Origin of the sequence: Neobacillus mesonae, assembly GCF_023715155.1 — a bacterium.
GTDB classification, from domain to species: Bacteria; Bacillota; Bacilli; order Bacillales; family Cytobacillaceae; genus Neobacillus; species Neobacillus mesonae_A.
The window spans coordinates 131805-157106 of the sequence record NZ_JAMBNQ010000005.1; the positions used below are offsets into that span (position 1 = coordinate 131805).

26 protein-coding genes and 1 pseudogene are annotated in these 25302 nt (G+C 36.8%); 10 read left to right on the plus strand and 17 right to left on the minus strand.

Annotation, left to right across the window (positions count from 1 at the left end; genetic code table 11):
- Positions 1–87: 87 nt before the first annotated feature.
- A complete protein-coding gene (locus M3183_RS07575; protein WP_251468147.1) occupies positions 88–903 on the plus strand; it encodes a 5'-nucleotidase, lipoprotein e(P4) family in 816 nt (271 codons plus the stop codon).
- 72 nt (positions 904–975) lie between these two features.
- On the opposite strand, the gene M3183_RS07580 is transcribed toward M3183_RS07575, so the two are convergent.
- A complete protein-coding gene (locus M3183_RS07580; RefSeq protein ID WP_251468149.1) occupies positions 976–1341 on the minus strand; it encodes a cytochrome-c oxidase in 366 nt (121 codons plus the stop codon).
- A gap of 161 nt (positions 1342–1502) precedes the next feature.
- Positions 1503–2411, minus strand: a pseudogene (locus tag M3183_RS07585) (DUF2935 domain-containing protein).
- 236 nt (positions 2412–2647) lie between these two features.
- Between M3183_RS07585 and M3183_RS07590 the strand changes: the two are divergent.
- On the plus strand, positions 2648–3463 hold the full coding sequence (locus tag M3183_RS07590) for a cation diffusion facilitator family transporter (RefSeq protein ID WP_251468151.1): 816 nt from the start codon (positions 2648–2650) through the stop codon (positions 3461–3463).
- Positions 3464–4257: 794 nt separating this feature from the next.
- Positions 4258–4443 (plus strand): hypothetical protein, encoded by a 186-nt coding sequence (locus M3183_RS07595; protein ID WP_251468153.1) that lies wholly within the window; start codon positions 4258–4260, stop codon positions 4441–4443.
- A gap of 128 nt (positions 4444–4571) precedes the next feature.
- On the opposite strand, the gene M3183_RS07600 is transcribed toward M3183_RS07595, so the two are convergent.
- From M3183_RS07600 to M3183_RS07625, 6 genes are all read right to left on the minus strand, one after another.
- A complete protein-coding gene (locus M3183_RS07600) occupies positions 4572–5897 on the minus strand; it encodes a glycoside hydrolase family 18 protein (protein ID WP_251468155.1) in 1326 nt (441 codons plus the stop codon).
- Entirely contained in the window at positions 5894–6532 is a 639-nt protein-coding gene (gene cdaS, locus M3183_RS07605; protein ID WP_251468157.1) for a sporulation-specific diadenylate cyclase CdaS, read from the minus strand. Before cdaS ends, M3183_RS07600 begins: the two co-directional genes overlap by 4 nt.
- Positions 6533–6906: 374 nt before the next feature.
- The gene (locus M3183_RS07610; protein ID WP_251468159.1) at positions 6907–7509 is read right to left on the minus strand and encodes an NADPH-dependent FMN reductase; all 603 of its coding nucleotides are present in this window, start codon (positions 7507–7509) and stop codon (positions 6907–6909) included.
- Positions 7510–7549: 40 nt separating this feature from the next.
- Positions 7550–7963 (minus strand): DoxX family protein, encoded by a 414-nt coding sequence (locus tag M3183_RS07615; protein WP_251468161.1) that lies wholly within the window; start codon positions 7961–7963, stop codon positions 7550–7552.
- A 94-nt stretch (positions 7964–8057) separates the two neighbouring features.
- Positions 8058–8837 (minus strand): dioxygenase family protein, encoded by a 780-nt coding sequence (locus tag M3183_RS07620; protein ID WP_251468162.1) that lies wholly within the window; start codon positions 8835–8837, stop codon positions 8058–8060.
- Positions 8838–8863: 26 nt separating this feature from the next.
- Positions 8864–9493 carry an alpha/beta hydrolase gene (locus tag M3183_RS07625; protein WP_251468163.1) on the minus strand — a complete coding sequence of 210 codons (630 nt, stop codon included), beginning with the start codon at positions 9491–9493 and terminating at the stop codon, positions 8864–8866.
- Positions 9494–9730: 237 nt separating this feature from the next.
- Between M3183_RS07625 and M3183_RS07630 the strand changes: the two genes are divergently transcribed.
- Positions 9731–10258, plus strand: a complete 528-nt coding sequence (locus M3183_RS07630) for a helix-turn-helix domain-containing protein (protein ID WP_251468164.1) — start codon at positions 9731–9733, stop codon at positions 10256–10258.
- A 237-nt stretch (positions 10259–10495) separates the two neighbouring features.
- Positions 10496–11068, plus strand: a complete 573-nt coding sequence (locus M3183_RS07635; protein ID WP_251468165.1) for an acetylglutamate kinase — start codon at positions 10496–10498, stop codon at positions 11066–11068.
- Between the two features lie 128 nt (positions 11069–11196).
- Here M3183_RS07635 and M3183_RS07640 read toward each other — a convergent pair whose 3' ends face one another.
- From M3183_RS07640 to M3183_RS07650, 3 genes are all read right to left on the minus strand, one after another.
- Positions 11197–12609, minus strand: a complete 1413-nt coding sequence (locus M3183_RS07640) for a SpoVR family protein (protein ID WP_251468216.1) — start codon at positions 12607–12609, stop codon at positions 11197–11199.
- Between the two features lie 366 nt (positions 12610–12975).
- The gene (locus M3183_RS07645) at positions 12976–13980 is read right to left on the minus strand and encodes a DUF3231 family protein (RefSeq protein ID WP_251468166.1); all 1005 of its coding nucleotides are present in this window, start codon (positions 13978–13980) and stop codon (positions 12976–12978) included.
- A gap of 49 nt (positions 13981–14029) precedes the next feature.
- Positions 14030–15019: a M14 family metallopeptidase gene (locus M3183_RS07650; RefSeq protein WP_251468167.1), complete on the minus strand. Its 990-nt coding sequence runs from the start codon at positions 15017–15019 to the stop codon at positions 14030–14032.
- A gap of 137 nt (positions 15020–15156) precedes the next feature.
- Between M3183_RS07650 and M3183_RS07655 the strand changes: the two genes are divergently transcribed.
- Complete coding sequence (locus M3183_RS07655; RefSeq protein ID WP_251468168.1) at positions 15157–15411, plus strand: YhdB family protein; 255 nt, start codon at positions 15157–15159, stop codon at positions 15409–15411.
- 94 nt (positions 15412–15505) lie between these two features.
- On the opposite strand, the gene M3183_RS07660 is transcribed toward M3183_RS07655, so the two are convergent.
- Together M3183_RS07660 and M3183_RS07665 are read right to left on the minus strand one after the other, a co-directional pair.
- Positions 15506–17239 carry a phospho-sugar mutase gene (locus M3183_RS07660; RefSeq protein WP_251468169.1) on the minus strand — a complete coding sequence of 578 codons (1734 nt, stop codon included), beginning with the start codon at positions 17237–17239 and terminating at the stop codon, positions 15506–15508.
- Between the two features lie 400 nt (positions 17240–17639).
- Positions 17640–18038, minus strand: a complete 399-nt coding sequence (locus tag M3183_RS07665; protein ID WP_251468170.1) for a YhcU family protein — start codon at positions 18036–18038, stop codon at positions 17640–17642.
- Positions 18039–18150: 112 nt separating this feature from the next.
- On the opposite strand from M3183_RS07665, the gene M3183_RS07670 reads away from it, so the two are divergent.
- A complete protein-coding gene (locus M3183_RS07670; protein WP_251468218.1) occupies positions 18151–19071 on the plus strand; it encodes an RluA family pseudouridine synthase in 921 nt (306 codons plus the stop codon).
- Between the two features lie 43 nt (positions 19072–19114).
- On the opposite strand, the gene M3183_RS07675 is transcribed toward M3183_RS07670, so the two are convergent.
- Positions 19115–19369, minus strand: a complete 255-nt coding sequence (locus M3183_RS07675; protein WP_251468171.1) for a GlsB/YeaQ/YmgE family stress response membrane protein — start codon at positions 19367–19369, stop codon at positions 19115–19117.
- A 310-nt stretch (positions 19370–19679) separates the two neighbouring features.
- Here M3183_RS07675 and M3183_RS07680 point away from each other — a divergent pair, with 310 nt between their 5' ends.
- Both M3183_RS07680 and M3183_RS07685 read left to right on the plus strand, forming a co-directional pair.
- A complete protein-coding gene (locus M3183_RS07680; protein ID WP_251468173.1) occupies positions 19680–20309 on the plus strand; it encodes a DUF47 domain-containing protein in 630 nt (209 codons plus the stop codon).
- 11 nt (positions 20310–20320) lie between these two features.
- Entirely contained in the window at positions 20321–21322 is a 1002-nt protein-coding gene (locus M3183_RS07685) for an inorganic phosphate transporter (RefSeq protein ID WP_251468175.1), read from the plus strand.
- A 46-nt stretch (positions 21323–21368) separates the two neighbouring features.
- On the opposite strand, the gene deoC is transcribed toward M3183_RS07685, so the two are convergent.
- The gene (deoC, locus tag M3183_RS07690) at positions 21369–22043 is read right to left on the minus strand and encodes a deoxyribose-phosphate aldolase (protein WP_251468178.1); all 675 of its coding nucleotides are present in this window, start codon (positions 22041–22043) and stop codon (positions 21369–21371) included.
- A gap of 213 nt (positions 22044–22256) precedes the next feature.
- On the opposite strand from deoC, the gene M3183_RS07695 reads away from it, so the two are divergent.
- Entirely contained in the window at positions 22257–24434 is a 2178-nt protein-coding gene (locus M3183_RS07695; protein ID WP_251468180.1) for an MMPL family transporter, read from the plus strand.
- A 17-nt stretch (positions 24435–24451) separates the two neighbouring features.
- Here the strand turns inward: M3183_RS07695 and M3183_RS07700 are convergent, their stop codons facing one another.
- Entirely contained in the window at positions 24452–24793 is a 342-nt protein-coding gene (locus M3183_RS07700; RefSeq protein ID WP_251468182.1) for a cupin domain-containing protein, read from the minus strand.
- A gap of 163 nt (positions 24794–24956) precedes the next feature.
- Entirely contained in the window at positions 24957–25277 is a 321-nt protein-coding gene (locus tag M3183_RS07705; protein WP_251468185.1) for a hypothetical protein, read from the minus strand.
- Positions 25278–25302: the final 25 nt, after the last annotated feature.

A 25302-nucleotide genomic window follows, 5' to 3' on the forward strand; every position in this document is an offset into this window, starting at 1 on the left:
GATTAATGAGGCTCTTCTAGAAGGGTCTCATTTTTTTACCCATTTTCCACATACTATTAGGGCTATCACAATTAGGAGGTCCATTGGATGAAAAAATTATTATGGTTCATTTTAGCCGTTTTTACCTTGTTCTACACATCTAATGTTTCATATGCTCAGCCGGTAAAAAATCCCCCAGCTGAGGCTTATGAACAAAATACGATGTCAATCCTATGGTTCCAAAATGCCGGCGAAGCCAAAGCCTTGTACTATCAAGGATATAATATCGGCAAACTCAGATTGGATGAAATCCTCAGAAAAAAACAATATAACAGGTCATTAAAGCCAGCAATTGTCCTTGATATTGATGAAACAGTCCTCGATAACAGCCCCTATCATGCTTCCTTTATCATCAATGGAAATGGCAATCGATTTGATTGGAGCAAATGGTTTAATCGGGCTGAAGCCAGGGCATTACCCGGAGCCCTTGATTTTTTACGCTATGCTGACTCTAAGGGCGTTGAAATTTTCTATATTTCTAACCGGCAGGAGAAACAAAAGGAAGCGACCATTAAAAATTTAAAAAATGTCGGGGCTCCTCAAGCTAATCCAGATCATGTACTATTACAGCAAAAAAATGAAAAGGGAAAGGAAACCCGCAGGAATCACGTCGCAAAAACCCATGATATTGTTTTATTATTTGGAGACAACTTAGGAGACTTTAGTGGATTTGACGGTCTTACAGATACCGGCAGAGTAAAAACAGTCGATAAAATGAAAGAGGAATTCGGCAAAAAGCTGATTGTTTTCCCAAACCCTATGTATGGGGACTGGGAAGAAGCCATATATGACTTTGAGCAAAAGAAATCATGGGAGGAAATCACAAAGCTTAGAAAAGATCATCTTAAAAGCTATGAGCCTTAAATGTGAAAAACGCTGCAGAACTTACTCCTGCAGCGTTTTTACATAAAAGAGGATGATAATAGTTCTGATTCCCTAATTCCTCACATTAGCAAGAATATTAATGGCAAAGAGAATAATACCTAAAACCAATAAAGTTCCACCGACAGCTACTGCAGGACCTGCGGATGTAACACCAGATACTAAGGCGGCAAGACCAATCATCATAATCGGCAATGCAATATTATGAAGCCAAAAATGAACTTTTGCCAGCGTTGTTTCAGCGGCACTAGGGAAAGCAACATAAATGAGACCGGCAAGTGTCATAGCGGTCCATCCCAGCAAGTTAATATGGACATGAACCGGCTTAAGGGTAAATGCCTCTGTCATGGACATATACATCCCTAAACAAACCCCAATGACAAAGTATACCACGGAAATTTTGATAAACTTAATTCCCATCTGCCATCCTCCATTTCATGTAAGAAATATGACTACAGTAGTAATTATGAACGAGGAGAAACGAATAGAACTTTGATTTATTGGGACGAGAAAGGTTTATTTTTGAAGAATATTGTAGAATAACAAATAAAAAAGGCCTGCATATAAAGGCCTAAAATTGGTTACATATGTTGTTCTGCTTTTTGCTTTGCATTTAATCTTTCTTCCAATACATGAATCATATATAGGAAGTGATCCGCTTCCCTTAATACATGATCTGCAAGTAAAGGATTAATGACATTCCGAATTTGGCATGATTTAATTAAGTCCAGTCCCGTTTTCTTAAAAGCACGAATTTCTTGGGCAGCACTTTCACTTTCTTTATTCATCCTTCCAATAATCGGGGAAGTTGGCTGCTTTTGATATAACATTGATTCCACATCTCTAGCTTGGTTTAAAAGAATTTCGAAATCATCTCCAAATTTCCTTGCTGTACTAATTAAATTCCTTTCTGATGCATCAAGTAATGACACAATAAAGCGCGAATGCTCCATCGTAATTCTTAACCAAAATACATTTTCACTAATAATGGCATCCTGAATGGGTTCTAATATTCCTTGATTGAATTTTGTTAGAGTCCTCATGAAGTATTCTGCTTCCCTCGCTATATGGTCCACAAGCAATGGAAAATTAAAACCGCTTATCTTACAATTAATAATTAATATTAGTAGGTTTCTCTTAAAATAAATTTCGGAATCCATGAACCAATTCGATGCTTTCTTCGTTTAATTTTTTAACCAAAGAAACGTTGTTTGGAACTTGATAAGCTTTTTTTTCTTGCTGTTCAAAGTAATAATGAAACCTGTCAGTCTGTTGAATCAAATGAGTATCTTTCCGGTTAAAGCCCTCGCCTAAAAATAAGGCATGCTCTTTCATAATTCTAAGCCAAAACCTATTTTCCGTTAAGGAACGCTCCACAAACATTGTTCCGTCAGCGATTCTGGTTTAGCAGCAAAGGATTCGGGAGAAGCTAACATTTGATTAAACTGATCAATACTGACATGACCAGGCAGTTGAGGGTGGTTTTGCATGGTTGACCTCCTTATCAGTGCTTTATTACTAATAATATTGAACTATTAATTTAAATATGTTTTGGACAAAAACATCATTTTTTGTATTTTAAGGGGCAGACAGCCACATTACAACTTTACCAAGTGAAACTTTTTTTCACTCATTTTAGAAGTATAGTACAGTGAAAAAAGGTTGCTGTAGACCCACTAGTCAGTAAACTGTTATGATTTTTAGGGGTAAAGTGAGGTTTGAAAACATGGTAGATAATAGATATATAGATTTAAAAATGGGAGAAAAAGGTGCTATCGTTAGTATAGCAGCTTACATTTTCTTATCAGTATTAAAACTTGCTATTGGGTTTTTTTCCAATTCTGAAGCTTTAAAGGCTGATGGATTAAACAACACTACAGATATCATTGCATCTTTTGCCGTACTTATTGGGCTTAGATTATCTCAGAAACCACCGGATAAAGACCATCCATATGGTCATCGGAAAGCAGAAACAGTTGCCGCCATGATTGCTTCTGTTATCATGGCGGCTGTTGGAATGCAAGTGTTATTTGATGCAGTATCCTCTTTTTTCAATCGTAATACGGAATCACCGGATATCATCTCAGCATGGACTGGTTTTTTTAGCGCTGGAGTCATTTATTTGGTTTACCTCTATAACAAAAATCTAGGAAAAAAAATTAATAGCCAAGCAGTTACAGCAGCTGCAAAAGATAATCTTTCGGATGCTTTAGTAAGCATTGGAACAGCGATTGGAATAATTGGATCCCAATTCAATCTTCCTTGGCTTGATCCTGTAACGGCATTGATTGTTGGATTGATTATTTGCAACACAGCATGGGGAATTTTTCGCGAGTCCTCCCATAACTTAACTAAAGGAGTAAAAGGTGTTAAAGAACTAAGAGCAAGATCTTACGGCAATCACTATGTTGTTGATGTGGTCATTATTGTTAATTCTACTCTTGATATACGAAGTGCACATGATATTTCTACGTCAGTAGAAAATATATTAATGATGGAATATGGGGTTTATGATGTTCACGTCCATGTTGAACCAATTTAATATACCTATTTCTTTTATGAAAGGAAGCAGTTTCAAAAGCCCTTATTTTGCCAAAACCAGTGGATAATGTATGGAAATCTTATTTAACTATCACCTTACACTTAATGTTTGCAGACTCTTAAAGACAATGCTGGCTTTAAATCTGGTGATTCTGTCTTTGATATGAGCTCTTAAAGACCTTTCTGGCTTCATTTGGTGATTCTGTCCTTAATATGAGTTCTTAAAATCCTTTCTGGCTTCATTTGGTGATTCTGTCCTTAATATGAGTTCTTAAAATCCTTTCTGGTAAAATTGTCCTTAAGTAACCTCTTAAAGCCAAAATCTTACTGACAACCTCGAAGCTGTCTTTCATATATTCGATGAAAGACAAAACCTAGCTGTCACCCCTCTTAACTGTCTTTCATACACTCGATGAAAGACAAATTCAAGCTGTCTCCCCTCTTAACTGTCTTTCATACACCCGATGAAAGACAAAACCAAGCTGTCTCCCCTCTTAACTGTCTTTCATACACTCGATGAAAGACAAATTCAAGCTGCCTCCCCTCTTAACTGTCTTTCATACACTCGATGAAAGACAAATTCAAGCTGTCTCCCCTCTTAACTGTCTTTCATACACTCGATGAAAGACAAATCAAGCTGTCCCCCCTCCTAAACTGTCTTTCATACACCCGATGAAAGACAAATTCAAGCTGTCTCCCCTCTTAACTGTCTTTCATACACTCGATGAAAGACAAATTCAAGCTGAAACAAGTAAAAGTTTGGAAAAATCAAATGGGTAGATTGGAGAACATGACATGAGTAGTTTGACGAATGGATCTGTGCAAATAACAAGCAACTTACCTTATAGTTATGAAAGAAAACGAAAGCGGAAAATGGATATGAATCAATTAAACGAAGTTTTATATGCACAGACCATGGATATCTCTTATGAAATCCGGTATTTACCAATAAAACAACCAAAAAAAAGTGCTAAACCCTAAAAGTCGTTTTTAACATCCTTTTGGTTCAGCCTCTTTTTATATTTCTTATTAATTGTTTATCATAAACTTTTAATGCCCCGCTACAATTAAAATCTAATTTCTAACTGGTAAGACGTTACTAAGAATTCTTATTGTACATTGAACTCTTCAAGTAACATTTTTTCTGTCTGAGGCATGGTTAGACCTAAATGCCAGCAGCCCATTCCAGCTAATCCATATTCTTTAACAACACGTAGCTTTACAAGCAAGCTTCGTGGGTCTTCAAACCACACTTCGTGTGAATTTCCTTTATTATCAATATATCGGAACCAAGGTTCAGCAGCTTTTTCATCGTAGTGAATTGGACTCTGATATCCAGTATATAAATCAATGGCATGCTGTGTGGAATAAGCAGTACCTGAACGCTTACTACTTCCATTCACCCAATCATATGCATATTGGGGTATTCCTAACATTAATTTTGATTTATCCACAACAGAAACTGCATAGTCAAGTGTTGCTTTTACTTTGTCAATCGGGGCAATTGGACCTGAGGGGCCTCCCGGCCAGTGCCAATCATACGTCATCAGAAACATTTTATCAAGGTATTTTCCAAGTGTTCCGTAATCATAGGCAACGGAATAGGACGGTGTTTGATCTCCTTCTTTTGGCGGTACGGCCATCAAAACTTCCATCCCTTGCGGATGAATCTTTGCTGCTAATTCCTTAATAAATTGATTAAGATTTGCACGATCTTTTGTCTTTACTTGTTCAAAGTCAATGACTACTCCTTTATAATCATGACTATCTAAAAGACCATAAATATTATTAATGAATTTCTGGCGCAGCCAAGGTGTGCTAATTAATTGATGAGTAAGCCCAGGATCAAACCCCTTATTACTCAAATTTGTTACGGTTGCATATGGTGTGAGTTTTTTTTTCCAAGCAATCTTATGGGCCTGGTTTTCTGGTGTTTCAATGATATTTCCTTGCTGATCGGACTGATACTCAAATACAAAAATACTAGAAAGAGTACTTTTATAATTATTTAGCATCCAAGCATTAGAATTCTTATCTTTTGGTACAAAGTAGGTTCCTGTCCAAACATTCATTTTGGGAGGACTAGGTATACTCAATTTCTGGCCGGGTTTTATTACTCTGCTTTTTAAATGATTAAATTGCATTAAACTTTCCTCAGAAATAACGTGCCGGTTGGCAATATCCCATATACTGTCCCCAGACTGAACAATATAGGTCGAACCAGGTATCAACATAGCTTGACCAAGGACGAGCCCTGTATTTTTTGCTAAACCATTCAACTTAGCAAGATTATCTTTGTCTATTTTGTATTTTTTTGAAATGTTCGTTAAGCTATCGCCAGCTCTCACTTCATGGATTACCTGAGCGTTAGTAAAAGTGGGAGCAATTAAAATGCCTAAAACTAAAATTAAGGATAACGAAAATTTCTTAGTCATTGGGGACCTCCAAAATTAATGGGTTTAGTATTGTTAATCGGATATAGTTTACCATTTAAAGCAAATGAAATTTTCCCCGTTTCTTCAGAAACGACTATTGCAAGTGCGTCGCAGCGTTCTGATATTCCAAGCGCAGCTCTGTGACGCGTTCCGAGTTTTTTACCCCCTATATTTTTTGATGTTAGCGGTAAGACATTTGCGGCAGAAACCAATTCGTTTCCCCGGACTAAAACTGCTCCATCGTGTAGAGGATTCCCCGGATAAAAGATAGATTCCAATAATTTTGGTGTTACTAAAGCTCCTATTTGGGTTCCTTTTTGAATAATCGGCTCAACTGAATCAAGACGTTCAACTACAATTAGGGCACCATGTCTATGCTGCGAAAGCTGTTGTGCTGAAGTGGATAAATCCTTATATGTATCTGTAAAAGATGATAAATAACAATTTAAATAGAAAGAAGCGGCCATTAATTCAATCTCAATTAGATGTTCTTTAACATCCTCAAGACTTCCTAATACACAAAAATTTTCATTTCCAAGTACGTTTAAATTAGATTGGAGCTGATCAATCACTGCATGAATCCCATCCTCTATATGCTTTTTCATCGGTGAAAAATCACAATTATTACTGTCCATGTATGGATCCCTCCATATTCATTTTTTCTTGAAGAACTACTGGATAATAAATTTCCTTAGATTGTTTTGAATAAATAATTTCCCTCTCTTATTTTTAATATAGTATCCGTTAATTATCCTGTTATTATTTATGAGGCAAATAACCCCATATTGTTTATACGGTATTGTTTTTTATTTATGCATATTGATTTAACTGGAGCTAGGTTTTGCGTTCCTTAGTCTTTCCAAGGTAAAAACATCCTAATCTTCCCGGGATAGCCATATTTTTCTGCAACGTTTTCAAACGGATTACTACTAATGTGATTTTTCTCAAAAAAAAAAACGCTATTTTTTCTGAAATTGATGACAGAAAGAATAGCGTTATTAATTATGGTTTATCGTAAAGTTTTTAATGCCCCGCTCCATGCAATCACTTGATCAAGCATTCCATTCACATTATCAAGATGTAATTCCGCTGGTTTGAAAGTAGTCATATTTTCAAAGTCTGTAAATAATGATAAGGTTGGATGAATACGTACGTCTGCAATTAATAATTCTCCGCAGATTCCACGTAAATGTTCAACTGCTCGAGCTCCGCCTGTTGATCCATAGCTTACAAAACCAGCCGCCTTATTGTTCCAAGTTTCACGTGCTGAATCAAGTGCATTTTTTAAAGCACCCGTGATACTATGGTTATATTCTTGGACTATGAAAACGAACCCATCTAAACTGGCAAGTTTTTCATTCCATTTTTGAATGCCTGGCTCCTGCCCGGTTCCTGTTCCAACGAACGGTAAATTAAAATCAGCAATGTCAACTATTTCATAATTTGCATCGCCGCGTTTATCTGCTATACCCTTTACCCATTCCCCTACCTGTGGACTTACACGTCCTTGACGAGTGCTTCCTAAAATAATACCAATGTTCAATTTTTCATTTGCCATTGTTTCTCTCTCCTTTTGTGATGAATGACCAAATATATTGCTAAAGAATCCCATGATGATTACCACCTATACTAGAATTGAAAATACTATTATATTAAATCTGTGCAGATTCACTTTTATCAAAAAATTTATCGACTGCTAACTGTTTGCTGCCATTTATAGCTAAAAATAAAGCCATTGTTAGGAATGCCAAATCTAATTCATATCCGGCCATTTGTCCATTCCCTAAGAAACCAACAGCTAGTTTTACCTTGATGATTGCTCCAATCATTAGCAGGACAAACAAAGAGGATACAATCCTAGTTCCAAGTCCAATTACTAAGGCGATTCCGCCAACTAATTCTATCCCTGCAACGACATATGCCATAAACCCTGGTATACCGATACTGTCAAACCATCCAGCTGTATTTCCAATTCCGCCTTGAAACTTTGCCAACCCATGAATGAAAAATGTTATGCCTAGAATAACCCGTAAAATAACTGCGCCAATTTCATTTTTAAAATTCATTTTTCTCTCCCTTTAACTTTATTTATTTTTCATCTCAAATTCCTATATTTCTAATTCAAGATAAATGGGCAAATTTATTTTTGTTATCAATTTATTAACCAAACTGCCAAACACTATGGCTTAAATTCCCATAGCGGAAACTGCGATGAAGCAATGCGGCTTTTCGATTATCATCTGCTGCACCCATGGCATAAAAAATAGGAATAAAATGTTCAGACCCATATGGAGGTACAGCGTATTCCGCATATGGTGCTATTGAACGATAGGAAAATAATGATGGTAAATCCCATGTTTGCAAATGATATGCTAACCAGTCATCGAACTCAAGCGCCCATTGATCAGCCTCTCCATTGTTAACCCACTTGACTGCCCGAAGATTATGCACTGTACCGCCGCTGCCAATAACTAATACGTCTTTGGCCCTTAATTCAGATAATGCTTTTCCAATTTTGTATTGTTCTTCCGGCATAATTCTTGAGTTGACGGACATAGAAATGACAGGAATATCAGCATTGGGATAAAGTAAGCGGAGGACAATCCATGCTCCATGATCCAATCCACGCTGAGTTTCTATTTCAAACGATACATCGTTTTTTGTAAATAATTCTTCTATTTCTTTGGAAATTTGTTCGTCACCTTTTGCAGGATATTGTATTCTGTATAAAGCTTCGTCAAACCCTCCAAAATCATAAATCGTACTGTATTGATCCACCTTGCTGACTTTTTGAACATTGGACTCCCAGTGTGCCGAGAATAACACAATAGCTTTTGGACGAGGCATTGTTTGACCTAATTGGCTTAAAAATTGTGTATACTCATTATCTTCAATGGCAAGCAATGGTGCACCATGTGCAATAAATAATGATGGCATCATTTTAGATTCCTCCTTTACAAATTGTTTTATCTTTGAACATCATTTAAAAGCCATTCTCTAAAATCAAGAACATTTTTTTCAGATACTGTATGTCCTTCAGGGTAGGATTTAAACGTTACCGGTAAACCTAACCCAGTAAAATATTCATTATTTTCTCTTCCCCATTCATATGGCAATGCTTGATCATACTCTCCATGTGAAATAAATACAGCCAAATTTTTATTGGGATTTATCTTATATTCCTCTTTTACAAATACAGGAATATAACCACTTAAAGCAACAACGCCTTTAATAGCAGGCAGTGTTAATCCAAGTGTCATAGAAACAATTGCTCCTTGACTAAATCCCATCAAATACAATCTGCTTGGATCCAAGGAATAATTTTGAGAAGCAAACTCTATAAAATGAGTTAGTTTATTAATACCTTCATCAAATACTTTTCGATGGGGTTTCCCATAACCTTGAATAGTGAAAAATGCATATCCCTGACCTTGATTCAGATGCCCTCTAATACTAAAGATATAAAAGATATCTTCTAGACCATCCACCAGAGAAAGCATATCGTATTCATTCGTTCCCATCCCATGCATAACAAACAGTGCGGGATATTTTTTTCCTGGGACTATATGTTTAGGTGACCGCAATTCATATATCATTGGGGCTTCCATCATTGAAACCTCCTTTTAAACATCGAGTATATTTTAAACATGAAAAGCCAAATTTATTTATATAAACATTGTTTCATATTAAAAAACCTCGTTTTAAATTTTTTGTTGTTTCTAAATATGAATCTTTGTTCTCCTATAGAATACCAAGATAAAAATGGCATGTCAATCATTTTTTTGTTAATATGAAAATAAGTTTACAAATATGAAACCTTCGAGGTGACAAAAATGGATATAGGGTCAAAAATACGTACGATTAGAAATAGAAAAAAAATAACGATAGCCCAAATGTGTGAAGGTACTGGACTATCTAAAGGATTTATCAGCAATGTTGAAAATAATAATACTTCACCATCGATCAATACCTTGCAGACCATAGCGAATTTTTTAAAGGTCCCTCTCCCCTATCTGCTTTTAGAAAAGGATGAGCAAATGACAGTTATTCGAAAAAATGAAAGAGAATTTACGTTCTCTAAAAACCCTGAATTAAAGGTTGAGCATTTAGCATCTAGAGGGGGGCTGAGCTTAAGACTTGTGGAATTCCCCCCTGGATATTCAACAGGAGAACAAAAAGCACATGAAGGGGAAGAATGTCATTTAGTCTTAAAGGGAAAGATTCTTGCAGAACAAGGGGAAGATTCCTATATTCTTGAAGAAGGAGACACTTTTAGCTGGTGTGCCAGTGTTCCTCATTTTGTAAAAAATATTGGAGATGAAACTGCTGAAGTATTAATTGCAGTTTATACGGAAAATTAAAATTGATATACCTATATGGCTTCATTTTGGCTTTGTGATAAAAAGGGAACGGTTCCTTCCGTTCCCTTTTATGTTATTAACTGAGACAGTTCTTTAAATTCTTCACATAATTTTTAGCATTTTTCATTGCTGTTACATAAAAAAAATCTACCAGCACAAAAAAACGATTAGCCCTTAGCTAGAGTACAAGCCGCTTTTTTGAATCGGAATATACTATTACAATAAGGGGTGAAAATCATGAATCCTTGGTTCAACATTTCGTGTATTAGTGAACAGGAAGATCGACTAAAAAGTGCCATGCGTTTAGTTTGGGAACAACACGTTTACTGGACAAGAATGACAATCAACAGCATAGCATTTAATTTACCTGATGTAGATGCGGTTACCGCACGTCTTCTTCGGAACGCTCCGGATATGGGAAATTTATTAATGCCTTTCTATGGAAATAAAATAGCAGCAAAATTCACCAGCTTAATAAGAGCGCACCTGGTAATTGCAGCGGAACTGGTTAAAGCTGCAAAAGCAAGTAATCAAAGAGCTGCTGCAGATGCAGAGAGAAGATGGTACGCCAATGGAGAAGAAATTGCCGAATTTTTAAGTAGAATAAATCCTTTTATATCAAGAAAGGAATTCCAAGAAATGTTTTTCGAACATCTGGCACTTACTAAATCAGAAGCAGTATTGATTCTACAACAAGACTTTAAAGCAAGTATTACAGTATTTGACAAAATTGAAGCAGAAGCTTTAGAAATGTCGGATACTATTACGGGAGCAATTGTAAAACAATTTCAAAAAAAGTTTAAGATATAAGAAGTATGGATTGAGAATAAGTTCAAAAATACATTTTTAACTGTTAAAATATTTTCGCCTAACCCTTTTGTGCCATATTCAGTTAGAAAAGTGAGGGTGTCCCATACTTTGGGACACCCTCTTTAAGCTTATAGATATTTTCGATGGACACCCTTCCCATCATAGGTAAACAGCATGGTTCTGTCCTCTATCTCAGTTTCCATATGAACAGGTCTGCCCCAAAGCTGGTGGATATATGGCAATACCTTTTCAAGGTATTTGACATCTAATTCTATCCCCTCATACCAATGTTTTAAATAAAGTTCACCGGTTTTCATATAATCGCCGTCATTGACAGTAATATATGGGAACCCTCCGTTTACCCGCATATTCACTAATTGGTCACGTACCTTTTCCCATTCTTTATCAACGATTTTATAATCCCTTCCCTGTTTTTGGAAAAGATACATATCTTCCCTAAAGACAAGATCTTTAGTTAAATAGTTTCTAAGGAATGAAATATCAGATTCAATTTCACGCACTTCAAATATTTTTTCTCTGCCAGAGTTTGGCTCAACGCCCCTTCGTTTCATTTCTTCCGATGGATTATTATAGCGTTCTTCAATATCTTCAAAAATCTTTAATCCTAAATAATATGGGTTAATCCCAGTTTTTGAAGGCTGCACAACCCCTGCATTAAGTTTGGCAAACTCAATTGCTTCTCCACTGGTCAAATTCAATTCGCGAAGAATTCGTTGATGCCAATAGGATGCCCATCCCTCGTTCATGATTTTCGTTTCAAGCTGCGGCCAAAAATAAAGCATTTCCTCACGCATCATGGTGAGTATATCACGCTGCCAATCCTCTAATTCCCTGCTATATGACTCGATAAACAATAATAAATCCTTCTCTGGTCTTGGCGGAAGTTTCTTTTTCCGAGGTTGTTTCGGAACCTCTTTTTCCTTCTCATCCAAATTCCACAATTCATCATATGGTGTCGGCGAACGACGTTCCACTTCCTCTTCCTCATCGTCCTCCATGGACCAAGCAAGCTTCGGTCTCATCAAGGATGGGTCAATATGTTCATCAATTGCTAGTACGGCATCAAGGAAGGACTCTACTTCTTTCTTTCCGTATTGAATTTCATATTGATGGATCCGGTCCGCCGTTGCAGCCATACTTTCCACCATATCCCGCTTTGTATTTTGAAAGCGGACATTATTTTTAAAGAAATCACAGTGAGCCAAAACGTGGGCAACAATAAGTTTGTTTTGGATTAATGCATTGGAATCCAATAAAAACGCATAACATGGATTGGAGTTGATTACAAGCTCATATATTTTACTCAGCCCAAGGTCATAATGAAGTTTCATTTTGTGGAATTGCTTACCAAAGCTCCAATGCGAAAACCGGGTTGGCATACCGTAAGCACCAAAGGTATAAATAATTTCAGCAGGACAAATTTCATAACGCATCGGATAAAAATCTAAACCAAAACCATTGGCGATTTCGGTTATTTCACTAATCGAATATTCGAGAGCTTTACGATCTTCCTCATTCATCAACCGATTCCCCCCTTTACCTCTTACCACAATGTATGAAGGAAAAGCATGAATGATGAAAAATAAGGTTATTTTTTAATCCCGCCATAATAAAAGGTGAGTACAATTTATGCCCTCACCTTTTAACTCAATGTGAATTGAAGATTTTTTAGTAACTACTCATTGCTCAAGTTAAAGACGGTGTCCTTAATAGAGTTCTTAATTTGTACTCCACCTTATCCATTAAGAATCCAGCTTTAATAGCCAACGTAATAAGAGCTGAAATTAAGCTAATAAGTATATGCAAAAATAATCCCCCCACATTGAAATTTAGTGTTAAAAAATCTAACACTAGGATTATTATCTGTCCATTGACTATATTTATTCTTATCGGTTTATTAATTTGTTTCGGTCCTCCGTCTGGGGGGGTTCTTCATACCATCCGTTTTTAAACATAATTTCTAATCCTTCTTGACCATAAAAATAGACATCTTTTGCCAATAACGCTGTTTTTAAGGATAAATCATTTCTTAATGTAAAAAAAGTCCCAAAGCTATTTCCGACAATACTAAATCCATTAAGAAAGTCGATGCAAAACATCATTAACTTATCAGAAAATGGGGCCATCGTGGAAGTTGTTACTGTGCTTCCTGACGTAGCCGAAAACTGAATATTATTTTCTAAAAGTAAATTCTGAAATACTTTTATATGCTTTTTGGCAATTTCCTTCCCTTTTTCAAAGTATTGCCTTACTTCTTTGTTCTGTGCACATTGAGCAAACCCGGTAATCAGCTGCATTCCGATATTATTTGCTTCAATACCATGATGAAGGAAGCCTAACTCAATGTCATTTAAAGCTCTTTTCTCACCAAAAGGTGTAAATCCTTTCATATAGTTCTTATCTTTAATAATCTCAGTTGTCTTTGGCATGGTAACCTTAGGAGGTAGTGTAAGGATTCCTCTTTCAAGAAGATAAAGTGTTGATAGCTTGTATATCTTCTGAGTAATCACAGTCAGCCCTTCGTAAATCTTCATGACGTCGTCGTTATAGGCCATATTCATATTAATCGCATACAAGCCCATACTAACTTCTTTTAACATACGGACAAACATAATGTCAAAGCCATTGTCAAAAAGCTTAGGTGCTTCCAAATTTACATCTTCTTTTTTAAATCCGACAGGACATACCATTCCTTGTTGTTCAAAAATTTTTTCCATTTCCAATACATAATAATTCAGCTCTTGCCATAAACACCCTAATATATTTCTTGCCTGCTCATCATCTGCATGTTTGATAAAATATTCCAAAATCCTTAAAATAAGAGTTTTTTCTTGATAAGTCATCCAAAGTGTGCCTACTTCTGATGAACTTATTGGATTTGTTAAAATCATCCATCCCACCTCCTACAATCATTTAAAATATTTCCAGAGGACAGAATAACTATTCTGTTAAAAATATCCTCTGCGCAGCTTGGGCAAGCTTCAAACCAACATATTGATTTCTTTTCCACTCACTTTTAAAAACAGATATTGGCGGATTGGTTTCTCCTACTAAATAGCTGATTTCTATGGTCAGTGCCGGACGTCGATATTTGGTGATAAACCAGTCTGTAAATCCTCCTCCTGTCGCTTCCTTATCCGGATTAGCCAATCTATAGCCTGTTAAATGAGATATTTTTCGGGCAATTAAGTAATCGCGAAGGTAAAAGAAGCCATTTTTGTAACTCCAAAAGATTTCCCTTCCGGCTGAATGGTAGGCTGCTGCAATGGCTGGATTAATTTCAGCAATAAACTTCGTTAATGCTTTAACTTCCGCTGCTTCCAGCGGCTTTTTTCCTTTAAAGAATTTATAATATGGTTCCCTAGTGTTGGTAATCAGTTTATCCCAATCAGCCGGATATTGACGATTCAGATCGACGCCTTTTCCATTTGCCTTCCATCCTTCAAAATTCATTCTGCCTCCGTTCATTTTAACCAATCGTTTTTGGTGTTGCAGTGGAAAAGAATTTAACTGATTTTGTTGGATTGTAACACCGTCTGGATTTAACATTGGTACAAACCAGATAGATACTTGATCCAGGATTTGCGTTAGCTCAGGACCAACTTTTCCTTGATTGTCATACGCATCCGCATAGGTCTCCAACATTTTCATGAGAAGCATGGTTGTCATCCATTCACGGCCATGATGGGAGCCAATTAAAACAATCGTTTTTTTTCCTTTGCCAAGCCTTGCAGCCCAGATTTCTCTGCCGAATTCCGATTGACCGATAGATTTTACTTCCACCACATCTTCAAATTTATCTTTTATTTCGCTAATATCTTGGTTCAATTGTTCATATGTATAAGTTTGATTTGTTTCCACTATTTTTGCTGATGCTGAATGTTCAGACAACAAATAAATAATTAGTACTAACCCAATAAGTTTCTTCATACACCCTCCCTTATTTCAAAAAAATATACAGGTAATAGTTGAAAACCGCATTATTATTAGCTGTCCAACATTTTCTGCGAGTGTTATTTTAAAAATATCATACAATAATCTCAACTCCTAATGAGGAGGAGAGAACAATGAATAAAATGGATTACGATCGAGCGTTATTTTATACGCACAGATCAGAATGGGATAATTTGCTAATTTTGATGGTACGTACAACTGACCACTTTCTTTCAAAGAAAATAGAGCATTTCCTGCATGCCTATAATTTTGAACGTGATTATACCGTGATTGAACAAAACCTATATAATCTCCTTCGTTACATCGACCATGCGAATGAGACGCTTGAAGAGGATATAAATGAGATACCGATGTATAGTCTTTCCTGAAAACATTAGTGGATACATTTTTTTACTTAACCGGACCAGAGAATTCCACCAAAAAAGCACGGCTCTTTAACCTGAGCCGTGCTTTCAAAGTGTTCTAAACTAATTTGATTTTTTGATCAACAAGTTCCATAAATTCTCTTTCGATTGTCTCGAGTTTTACTTTACTCTTTTCAAGGCTGTCGCTTTTAACCCCAAAGTAGAATTTAACCTTTGGCTCCGTACCGGATGGCCGCAGGCAAACCCAGGTTCCATCATCGAAAATATACTTAAGAACATTGGATTTAGGTAAAGCAATTGTTTCTTCTCCATTTTCCGTAACGCGTTTTCCGGTTAAATAATCTTCTGTTACCACTGTTTTAATTTGGCCTAATCCATTTAGCTGCTCACTGCGGAAAGAAGTTAATATACGCTGAATTTTTTCTGCTCCTTCTTTACCTTTCAGTGTTAAGGAACGAAGCCCTTCTTGATAATAACCGTATTTCTCAAATACATTCATTAATCCTTCATATAAGGACATACCTTGCTTTTTATAGTAAGCACAAACTTCTGCTGCCATCAGAGAAGCCTGAACAGCATCCTTATCACGAGCAAAATCCCCGATTAGATATCCATATGACTCCTCATAACCAAACAAGAATGTATGATCGCCGCTTGCTTCATATTGTTTAATTTTTTCAGCAATAAACTTAAAGCCTGTCAGAACATCAATGGTTTCTAATTGATAGGCAGAAGCAATCATTCTTCCCAGTTCAGATGTCACAATCGTTTTTAATACTACACCATTTTGAGGCAAAGTTCCTTTTTCTGTCTTTTGGGTTAGAAGGTAATCAAGCAATAATGCACCGGTCTGGTTGCCTGTTAAGACAACATATTCTCCCTCATGGTTTTTTACAGCTATTCCCAAGCGGTCTGCATCCGGATCCGTAGCAATTAAGATGTCAGCTCCCACTTTTTTCCCGTCCCGGATTGCCAGCTCAAAGGCAGCGTGTTCTTCTGGATTTGGACTTTTTACCGTTGAAAAATTCGAATCAGGAAGCTCCTGTTCTTTTACCACTGTCACATTTTGATAGCCCAAAGCAGAAAGCGCTGCCCGTACAGGCTTATTAGCTGTTCCATGCAATGGTGTAAAAACAATCTTAATATCCGTTTCCTTTGCCAGGCCCGGGTTTTCGGAAATCGTTTTTAACTTTTCAATATATACCTGATCAATTTCTGATCCGATGGTTTTAATCAATCCTGAAGAACGTAAGGTTTCCTCGCTCTCCACTTCAATCAATAATTCATTTTCAATTTCATTCACCTTAACAATTAATTCATCAGCTTCTTTAGGAGGCAATTGTCCTCCGTCAGAGCCATATACTTTATATCCGTTATATTCAGGCGGATTGTGGCTTGCTGTAACAACAATACCTGAAAAAGCATGTAAATGTCTTAAGGCAAATGAAAGTTCAGGCGTTGGTCTTAGCTCATCAAATACATAAGTTTGAATCCCTCTTGTTGCTAGGGTTTTCGCAGCTTCTACTGCAAATTCCGGAGATTTACGGCGTGAATCAAAGGCTATAACAACGCCGCGCTTTTTCGCTTCTTCACCAAATTGTTCTATGTATGCTGCAAGTCCGGCCGAAGCCTTGCGGATAGTATAAATGTTCATTCTGTTAGTTCCAGCACCGATTTCACCACGCATGCCTCCGGTACCAAACTCTAAATTCTTGTAAAAGGCTTCCTCAAGTATTTTTTCATCTTGTGTTAAGGATTGCAGCTGGTGCTTTAATTCTTCATCCAATCCTTTAAATTCCATCCAGCTCTTTGCTGCTGTTTTCCAATCCATTCTAATAGTTCCCTCCAATTTTTATGTACTTTAATATTCTTTCTTAGTTGTACGGGGTAACTCCTTTAAATATAGCTTAAAATAAAACGACAATTTTTGCGAAAATATATTTATCCCGCTTTACGGGCAGTAAGGCCTCCCCTTCAAGGTTTAGCGTAAGCGTGTACAGCTTGCCGTATGCGCCTGTTTGAAGAGATCAGCTAAACTGCCGAACGGAAGCGGTGATTAGCCTAAGCTAACCCGTATTTGTATTGACTCTAAATTGGTGCGTTTTCAGAGTCAGTAAAAATGGACTAACAATCATTGAAGATAAAAAAACTCTCCCGATTGAAGTTTCACTTTATTTTCCATTATCATTTTACCAAAATAAAAAAAAAGAAAAAGCCTTTGACGGCTTTTTCTAAATAAGCAGTTCATTATCTGCTTTTGAATAAATACTTAACATCACTGGCTTCATATTTTTCGCAGTTTCAAACTGCTCAAATTCAAATGGAAAAAATAATCCTAAATCATTGAGATTTGCTGCATTTTTATTAAAAACCTCAGCATACTCTTCATTAAGTTGAGGTGATTCTAAAATAGAAATAATAGTTTGAATGCTAGTCATTACTTGAAAGGCATCCTTTAAGGTGCCAATCTCTTCAAACTGTTTTTTCGACGTATTCAATACTTTCAGTTTTTCAAACTGTGAAATCTCATTGTCAGTAAAATAAAGTGGAAATATATTTGAATAAATATACCTCACAAGTTCACAGATTTCTTCCTCTTGACTTGGTGTCGAGGCAAAAACTATTTTCACTTATAACCCACCCTTGCAATCGCTTTTTTCTCTAATTAAATATATGATAAGGATAACATAATTAAGAATGCCATGACGGTGGTAATTAGTGGAGATAGAAGGAGTTCTTATGATACAAACAATGCGTTTTGGCGAATGGTTCCAAATTTTAATACCTAAGAAATGGGAAGGGAAATCCATCGAAGAGTTATTTCGGCAGGAATGGGAGATCCCCAAAAAACTTACTCATGCCTTTCGGATGGAAAAAAGTGTTCAGGTTAATGGAAATGATGTCAACTGGACTACTTCTCTTTCAGCAGGTGAAAAATTACAAATTCGTGCATTTAATGAAGAAGACATACAGTTTCCTCCCCATTATCGTGAAATGGAAGTTCTTTATGAAGATGATCACTTAATGGTCGTCAATAAACCGCCATTTTTGAAAACCCATCCAAATGATGCAAATATGGAGACAGATACCCTTTTAAATATGGCACAATATCATATGCTGGCAAATGGCGAGTTAAGAAATATCAGACAGATTCATCGATTAGATCGTGATACTTCCGGTGCGATAGTATTTGGAAAACATGCTTTGGCCGGTGCTATTTTAGATAACATGCTGGCTAAACGTGAAATGAAAAGGACCTATGCTGCGATGGTCGAAGGTATCCTGAGAAAAAAATCAGGAATTATAAATGAACCCATTGGCCGTGACCGGCATCATCCGACAAAAAGGAGAGTTTCTCCTTCCGGCCAGTCCGCTGTAACACACTATCAGGTACTTGCGGAAGATAAACGAAGAAATTTCTCCTATATTAAAGCTTGGCTGGAAACAGGAAGAACTCATCAAATCCGGGTCCATTTAAGTCATCTTGGGCATCCGTTGGCAGGGGATCCCCTTTATGGCGGAAAACCCATTATTACAAGACAAGCACTCCATGCGGGCAAGCTTGAATTTCCCCATCCGTTTACAGGAGAAAACATCCGGGTGTTTGCTCCCTTTACAGATAATCCAGTTATTTTTAAACATATTGATGTTTATTCACTATAAAAGCCTCCCGAATCCGGGAGGCTTTAAGTTCCATTTTATTTAGTTAATCCGCTTTTTTAAAGGCCCTCATGATGAAGCTTAAGAGGAGTACTAATACGGCCGAACCTATGATTGCCGGGATAATCGCAAAATCAGCCACATGCGGTCCCCAGTTTCCTAAAATAGCTGTTCCAAGCCATGCCCCGATAAATCCAGCAATGATATTACCAATAATGCCTCCTGGAATATTCCTTCCGACAACTAGACCTGCTAACCATCCAATGATCCCTCCGACGATTAATGACCAAATAAAACCCATTAAGAACACTCCTTTTTAAGTATTCAGTATTCATTGACTTAGGTTGTGCTTTCATGCACTTAAGACCAGGAAATTAAATTCCCGTCTATACAGTTTACAATACCCAATTTTTCATTTTATACTCATAAAATTCTCTAGGTACATTCATACATAAATTAAAATACACCAGGAAACAGTAATAGTAAAATAGGAATTTAATACTTTTCAGAAAATTCTAATGTTAAGTTTTTGTAAATTTTGTTAAGATAGTTTCATTTTTCGACAATGATTCGATAAAATGGTTAAGTTGATTTAGGTATTTATCTGAAAGATGGAGGTACATATTATGGCAAAAAAACATGATAAATTTTATAATTTGCTTCATAGTATTTCGTCAAATTTAAAAGAAGGCTCACAATTTTTTACTGATTATGAATTAAAAAATGTGAGTGATTTAAAAATATTCTCCGAGAAAATGAAGGAATATGAATCAAAGGGAGATACCTTTGTTCATGAAATTATCAAAGAACTAAATGATACTTTTATTACGCCGATTGAACGCGAGGACATTCTCCAGCTTGCCATGACAATGGATGATGTCATTGATGGTCTTGAAGCAACTGCAGCACTGTTCGAAATGTACTCCATTACACAGGCAGATGACTTTATGAAGAAATTCGTTGATGCCATTCATAAAAGCGTCCTTGAAATTGATAAAGCCATCGAGATGTTAGCAAATAAAAAGCTGCCGCCTTTAAGAGAGCATGCCATTAAAATCAAGGATTACGAATCTAAATGTGATAATATTTTGAGACAATCCATTAAACATTTATTTAACATTGAAAAAGATCCAATTCGTATTATTCAATATAAGGAAATTTATGAAAATCTGGAGGAAATCGCTGACAGCTGCCAAACAGTCGCCAATACTTTTGAATCCATCATCATGAAAAATGCTTAAGGAGTACGACTATGAGCTTTTTATTAATTCTAACCATTTTAATCGTAATTGGTGCTCTAATATTTGATTTTATTAATGGGTTTCATGACACAGCAAATGCCATTGCAACAAGTGTTTCTACAAAAGCTTTAAAGCCAAGACAAGCTATTCTTTTAGCTGCAGTAATGAACTTCGCTGGTGCATTGACATTTACCGGGGTTGCTAAAACAATCTCGAAAGATATTGTTGACCCCTTTATGCTTGAGAATGGTTCAATTGTCATTTTAGCAGCATTGCTGTCTGCTATTGCCTGGAATTTAGTCACTTGGTATTTTGGAATACCGAGCAGTTCTTCCCATGCACTAATTGGTTCTATTGCCGGGGCAGCTATTGCTGCTGAAGGGTTAAATATCTTAAACTACTCCGGCTTTACTAAAATCCTTGAAGGACTTATTATTTCGCCTATTTTAGCCTTTATTGTCGGTTACATTATTTACAGTATTTTTAAAGTTGTTTTTAAAAATTTAAATCTCGCCAAAACAAATCGGAATTTCCGATATATTCAAATTGCAACAGCAGCACTCCAATCATATTCCCATGGTACAAATGATGCCCAAAAATCAATGGGGATTATTACCATGGCGTTGATTTCCAGTCAATTCCTTCCTCATGATGCGGATGTACCTTTCTGGGTTCAATTATCTTGTGCAACCGCAATGGGACTTGGAACTTCCATTGGGGGCTGGAAAATCATCAAAACTGTTGGCGGAAAAATTATGAAAATCCGCCCTGTCAATGGTGTTGCAGCCGATTTAACTGGTGCTGCCATTATTTTCGGTGCTACTTACATCCACTTGCCTGTAAGTACAACACATGTTATTTCTTCTGGTATTATGGGTGTTGGTGCTTCACACCGTCTGAGAGGGGTAAAATGGGATACGGCCAAACGCATGGTGATTACATGGGTGATCACACTGCCGATAACGGCTTTAATCGCTGCGATTCTCTACTTTATTCTAAATTTATTTTTCTAACACAAAAAACCAGGGTCTCTAAGAACCCTGGTTTTTTGTGTTACTATTAATACTTGCTGTCTGAAACTTCGCCATTGCAAATGGCGATTCCTGAGCTTGCTCCAATACGTGTTGCTCCTGCTTCAATCATGGCCATAGCATCTTCACGGCTGCGGACACCGCCAGAAGCTTTAACCCCGACAGCAGGACCGACAGTTTTACGCATTAAACGAACATCTTCTGGCGTAGCACCACCGGTTGAAAAACCGGTTGATGTTTTGACAAAATCAGCTCCAGCCTTAACAGACAATTCACAAGCTCTCACTTTTTCATCATCGGTTAATAGACATGTTTCGATAATCACTTTTACCAAAGCCTTTCCCTTTGCCGCTTCAACAACACTTGCGATATCCTTTTCTACTAATTCATCCTGATTGCTTTTGAGCGCTCCAATATTAATGACCATGTCTACTTCAGAGGCCCCATTTTCGATAGCATTCTTGGTTTCAAATGCTTTCGTTTCCGGTGTGGCTGCACCAAGAGGGAAACCAATTACCGTACATACCTTTACATTAGCAGTGCTCTTAAGCAGTTCTGCAGCTGTGCTCACCCATGTTGGATTAATACAAACAGATGCAAAAGAATATTCCTTTGCTTCATTAACTAATTTTACGATTTGCTCTTTTGTCGCATCCGCTTTTAATAATGTATGGTCAATCATTCTTGCGATATTTTGTGTCATCCGAATACCTCCACCTATTTCTATGATTCAATTACAAAGTAACTATAACAAAGAATGACAAGCGATTCCACAATATGATAATTCTTAGTAAAAATCATCTTTTTGCATTTTATCACGTACTAAAGGGAACAGTTATGGAAAAACGAATGAATCTTTCTACCGTTTTTTTTGAATGTTTTGGAGGAAATTCTTTCCTTTGAAGGAGGGGTTATCATGATGAAATTGGGCGGTTGGATTTATCAGCAGCGAATCTGGATACTTTTATTTTGGATTGTCATGATCATCGTCTTTGGCTTTTTTGCTTTAAAGCTTCCATCCGTCTTAAGCGGAAATGGCTTTGAATATAAAGGGGAATATAATGAAACGAGAAACTTGTTGGAAAAAGACTTCGGAGAGCCAAAATCATCGATTATACTTGTATTTGAAAAAAATCATCATATTAGTGCAGAAAAATTCAAAGATTTTATCCATGATACTATGGATAACCTAAAGGGCTTTGATAATACCAAAAATCTTATTTCCCCGCTTGAGAGACCGGGCATGCTGAAAGAAAACTATGCCTATGGCCTGTTAACCTTTGATAAAAGTGCTGAAAGTCTCGGAAAAGAAATAAACAATTTAAAAAAGCACCTAAAAAATAAGGTTGGATTGCAGGTAACTATGACCGGCGAACCGGTGATTGTTAAAGACCTTAATACTGCCAGTCAGCAAGATCTTGCCAAGGCTGAAATGATTGGGCTCCCTATTGCTTTAATTGTACTGATTCTTGCGTTTGGAACGCTGACTGCCGCGGCCCTTCCGCTTGTGATTGGCGTTGTTTCCATTTTAATTACGATGGGGATGGTTTATTTTTTCAGTTTACGGGCAGAATTAACCATTTTTATCTTAAATATTATCCCAATGATTGGTCTTGCGTTAAGCATTGATTTTGCTCTGCTGTTTATTAACCGGTATAAAGAGGAAATCAAAAATAAATCTATTCAGAATGCCATTGAAATCACGGTTGCCACTGCCGGCCGTTCGATTATTTTTTCTGGGCTTTGTGTGTTTATTGGTTTATCCGGCTTATGGTTTATCCAGATTGATATTTTTCAAAACGTTGCCCTGGGAGGAATGACGGTTATTTTTATTTCCGTTCTTTCTGCCTTAACATTTCTGCCGGCATTACTTGGGTTGCTTGGGCAAAAAATTCATAAATTTGGCGTTATCAAGGTTAAAGATCAAGAGAAAAGCTTTTGGCATACATTTGCTGAGTTAGTCATGAAGCGTCCGGTCATCATGACTATAGGTGCCCTTGTCATTTTATTAATCGGCCTAATTCCAGTCAGGGAAATGGTTTTAACGATTCCTGGAACTGATTCACTTCCGCCAAATTATCCTTCCAGGACGGCATTGGAAACATTCCAGGAGAAATTTATTGCAAAAGAAAAACGTGATTACAAAAAAGTTTCCATTATCCTTGAAACAAATGGAAAGGTTACGGAACCAAAGAACCTTGATAAGATTTGGGAGGTTATTCGACAGCTGGAAAAAGATCACCTTGTTCAGACAGTGGATTCCCCGTTTTCCGCACTTGGAGCAAAAGACAGTAAACAGCTCTCCAAGGTTTTAACTTTTCAAGATTCGGCTATGTTAGCACCTGTGACAGACCATTATATCAAGGAAAATAAAATGCTGGCAGAAGTTTATTTGAAGACAGGTGAACATTCTTCTATAGCACGAAAATGGGTACGTGATTGGTCTAAACGGAAATTAGGAGTGACCGCCTCATTTGGAGGCCCAATTAAATTTGAGCAGGAAATATTTGATGAAATTTATGTTAAGGCTCCTTATGGACTGCTGTTAATTGTTGTTTCAACCCTAATCATTTTAATGACCGCGTTCCACTCAATTCTGATTCCGTTAAAGGCGGTATTGATGAACATTTTAAGTCTAGGCTGTACATTTGGAATTGTGGTTTGGATTTTTCAAGAGGGACATCTTGGCATCACACCCGTTTATATCGGTTTAATTTTACCCGTGTTTGTGTTTACTCTTGTCTTTGGGCTGTCGATGGACTATGAGGTATTTCTAATTTCACGGATTCAGGAGTTTTATCTAAAAACCGGTGATAACAGTCTTGCCACGATTTCTGGTTTAACCTATACGAGCAAAATTATTACCTCGGCTGCAGCGATCATGATTGTAGTCACTGGTGCTTTTGCCTTTACTGGTGTGATGCCAATTAAACAGATAGGTATCGGGATTGCCATTGCTATTTTTATTGATGCAACCATTGTAAGGATGGTGCTGGTTCCATCACTTATGAAGCTTCTCGGTGATTGGAACTGGTGGTTCTTTGGTTTTAAAAACAAGGGAATATCCGGTCAAAGAAAGAAGCCAGCTTCCTGATGCTGGCTTCTTTCTTTTTAAATATTTTTAGCATAGTTTTCATTTGGGACTTTGCTTAAAACGACATAAAGACTAACAGGGTCACTGCCGCTGTTCTTAAATGCCATTTCTTCTCCACTGCCAACTTGAATTAAATCTGCTTCAGAGATTTCTGATTCTTTTCCATCTATTATGATTGTTCCATTTCCTGTGATAGCGTACAGATATACTACTGAACCTGGGTGCTTGTGTGCAGGAAGTGACTGATCAGGCATGAAATTTAGTACAAATGCGGTGGTACCTTCATTTTTGTATATAACTCTTTTAGTAAATTTATCTTCATTATATTCCATAAATTCTTTGACTGAATTTTTTTCCATCGTAATATCCTCCTTTTGTTTATCTAATGATTATTCTAAATGAAATTCTTTCTCAATCTAGTGAGTTTAATCACACTTATTACTATTTCACGATTGTTATAAATTAAATACACGATTAATTATGGATCTTATTAAAAGGAAAAAGAGGATCCAGAGAACCTCTTTATGCCATATAGGACAAAATAACTTTTTGTGGAATATCAAGTTCTTTATCTGTAATTGCTTTTAACCGTTCACAAGAAGGCATTTCAAAAGAAAAATCCTTCACATTTGGCGGAATAACCCCTTGCTGCTGCAGCCGATGAAATACCTTTTCCATTCCCTCTTCCATTGTCAGGGTGGTTTTTGAATCCTCCAGCAGAAAACACTCGACACAGGTTTCTACGATATTCTCTTCAATCTGTTCCTGTGCAAAAACTAATTTAGCCCCCGCAAATGATTCCACTTCTTGATTTTCCAGTTCTATAAACGTTGTAATATTCATATCCCTTACCTCCCTGTTTCTATGC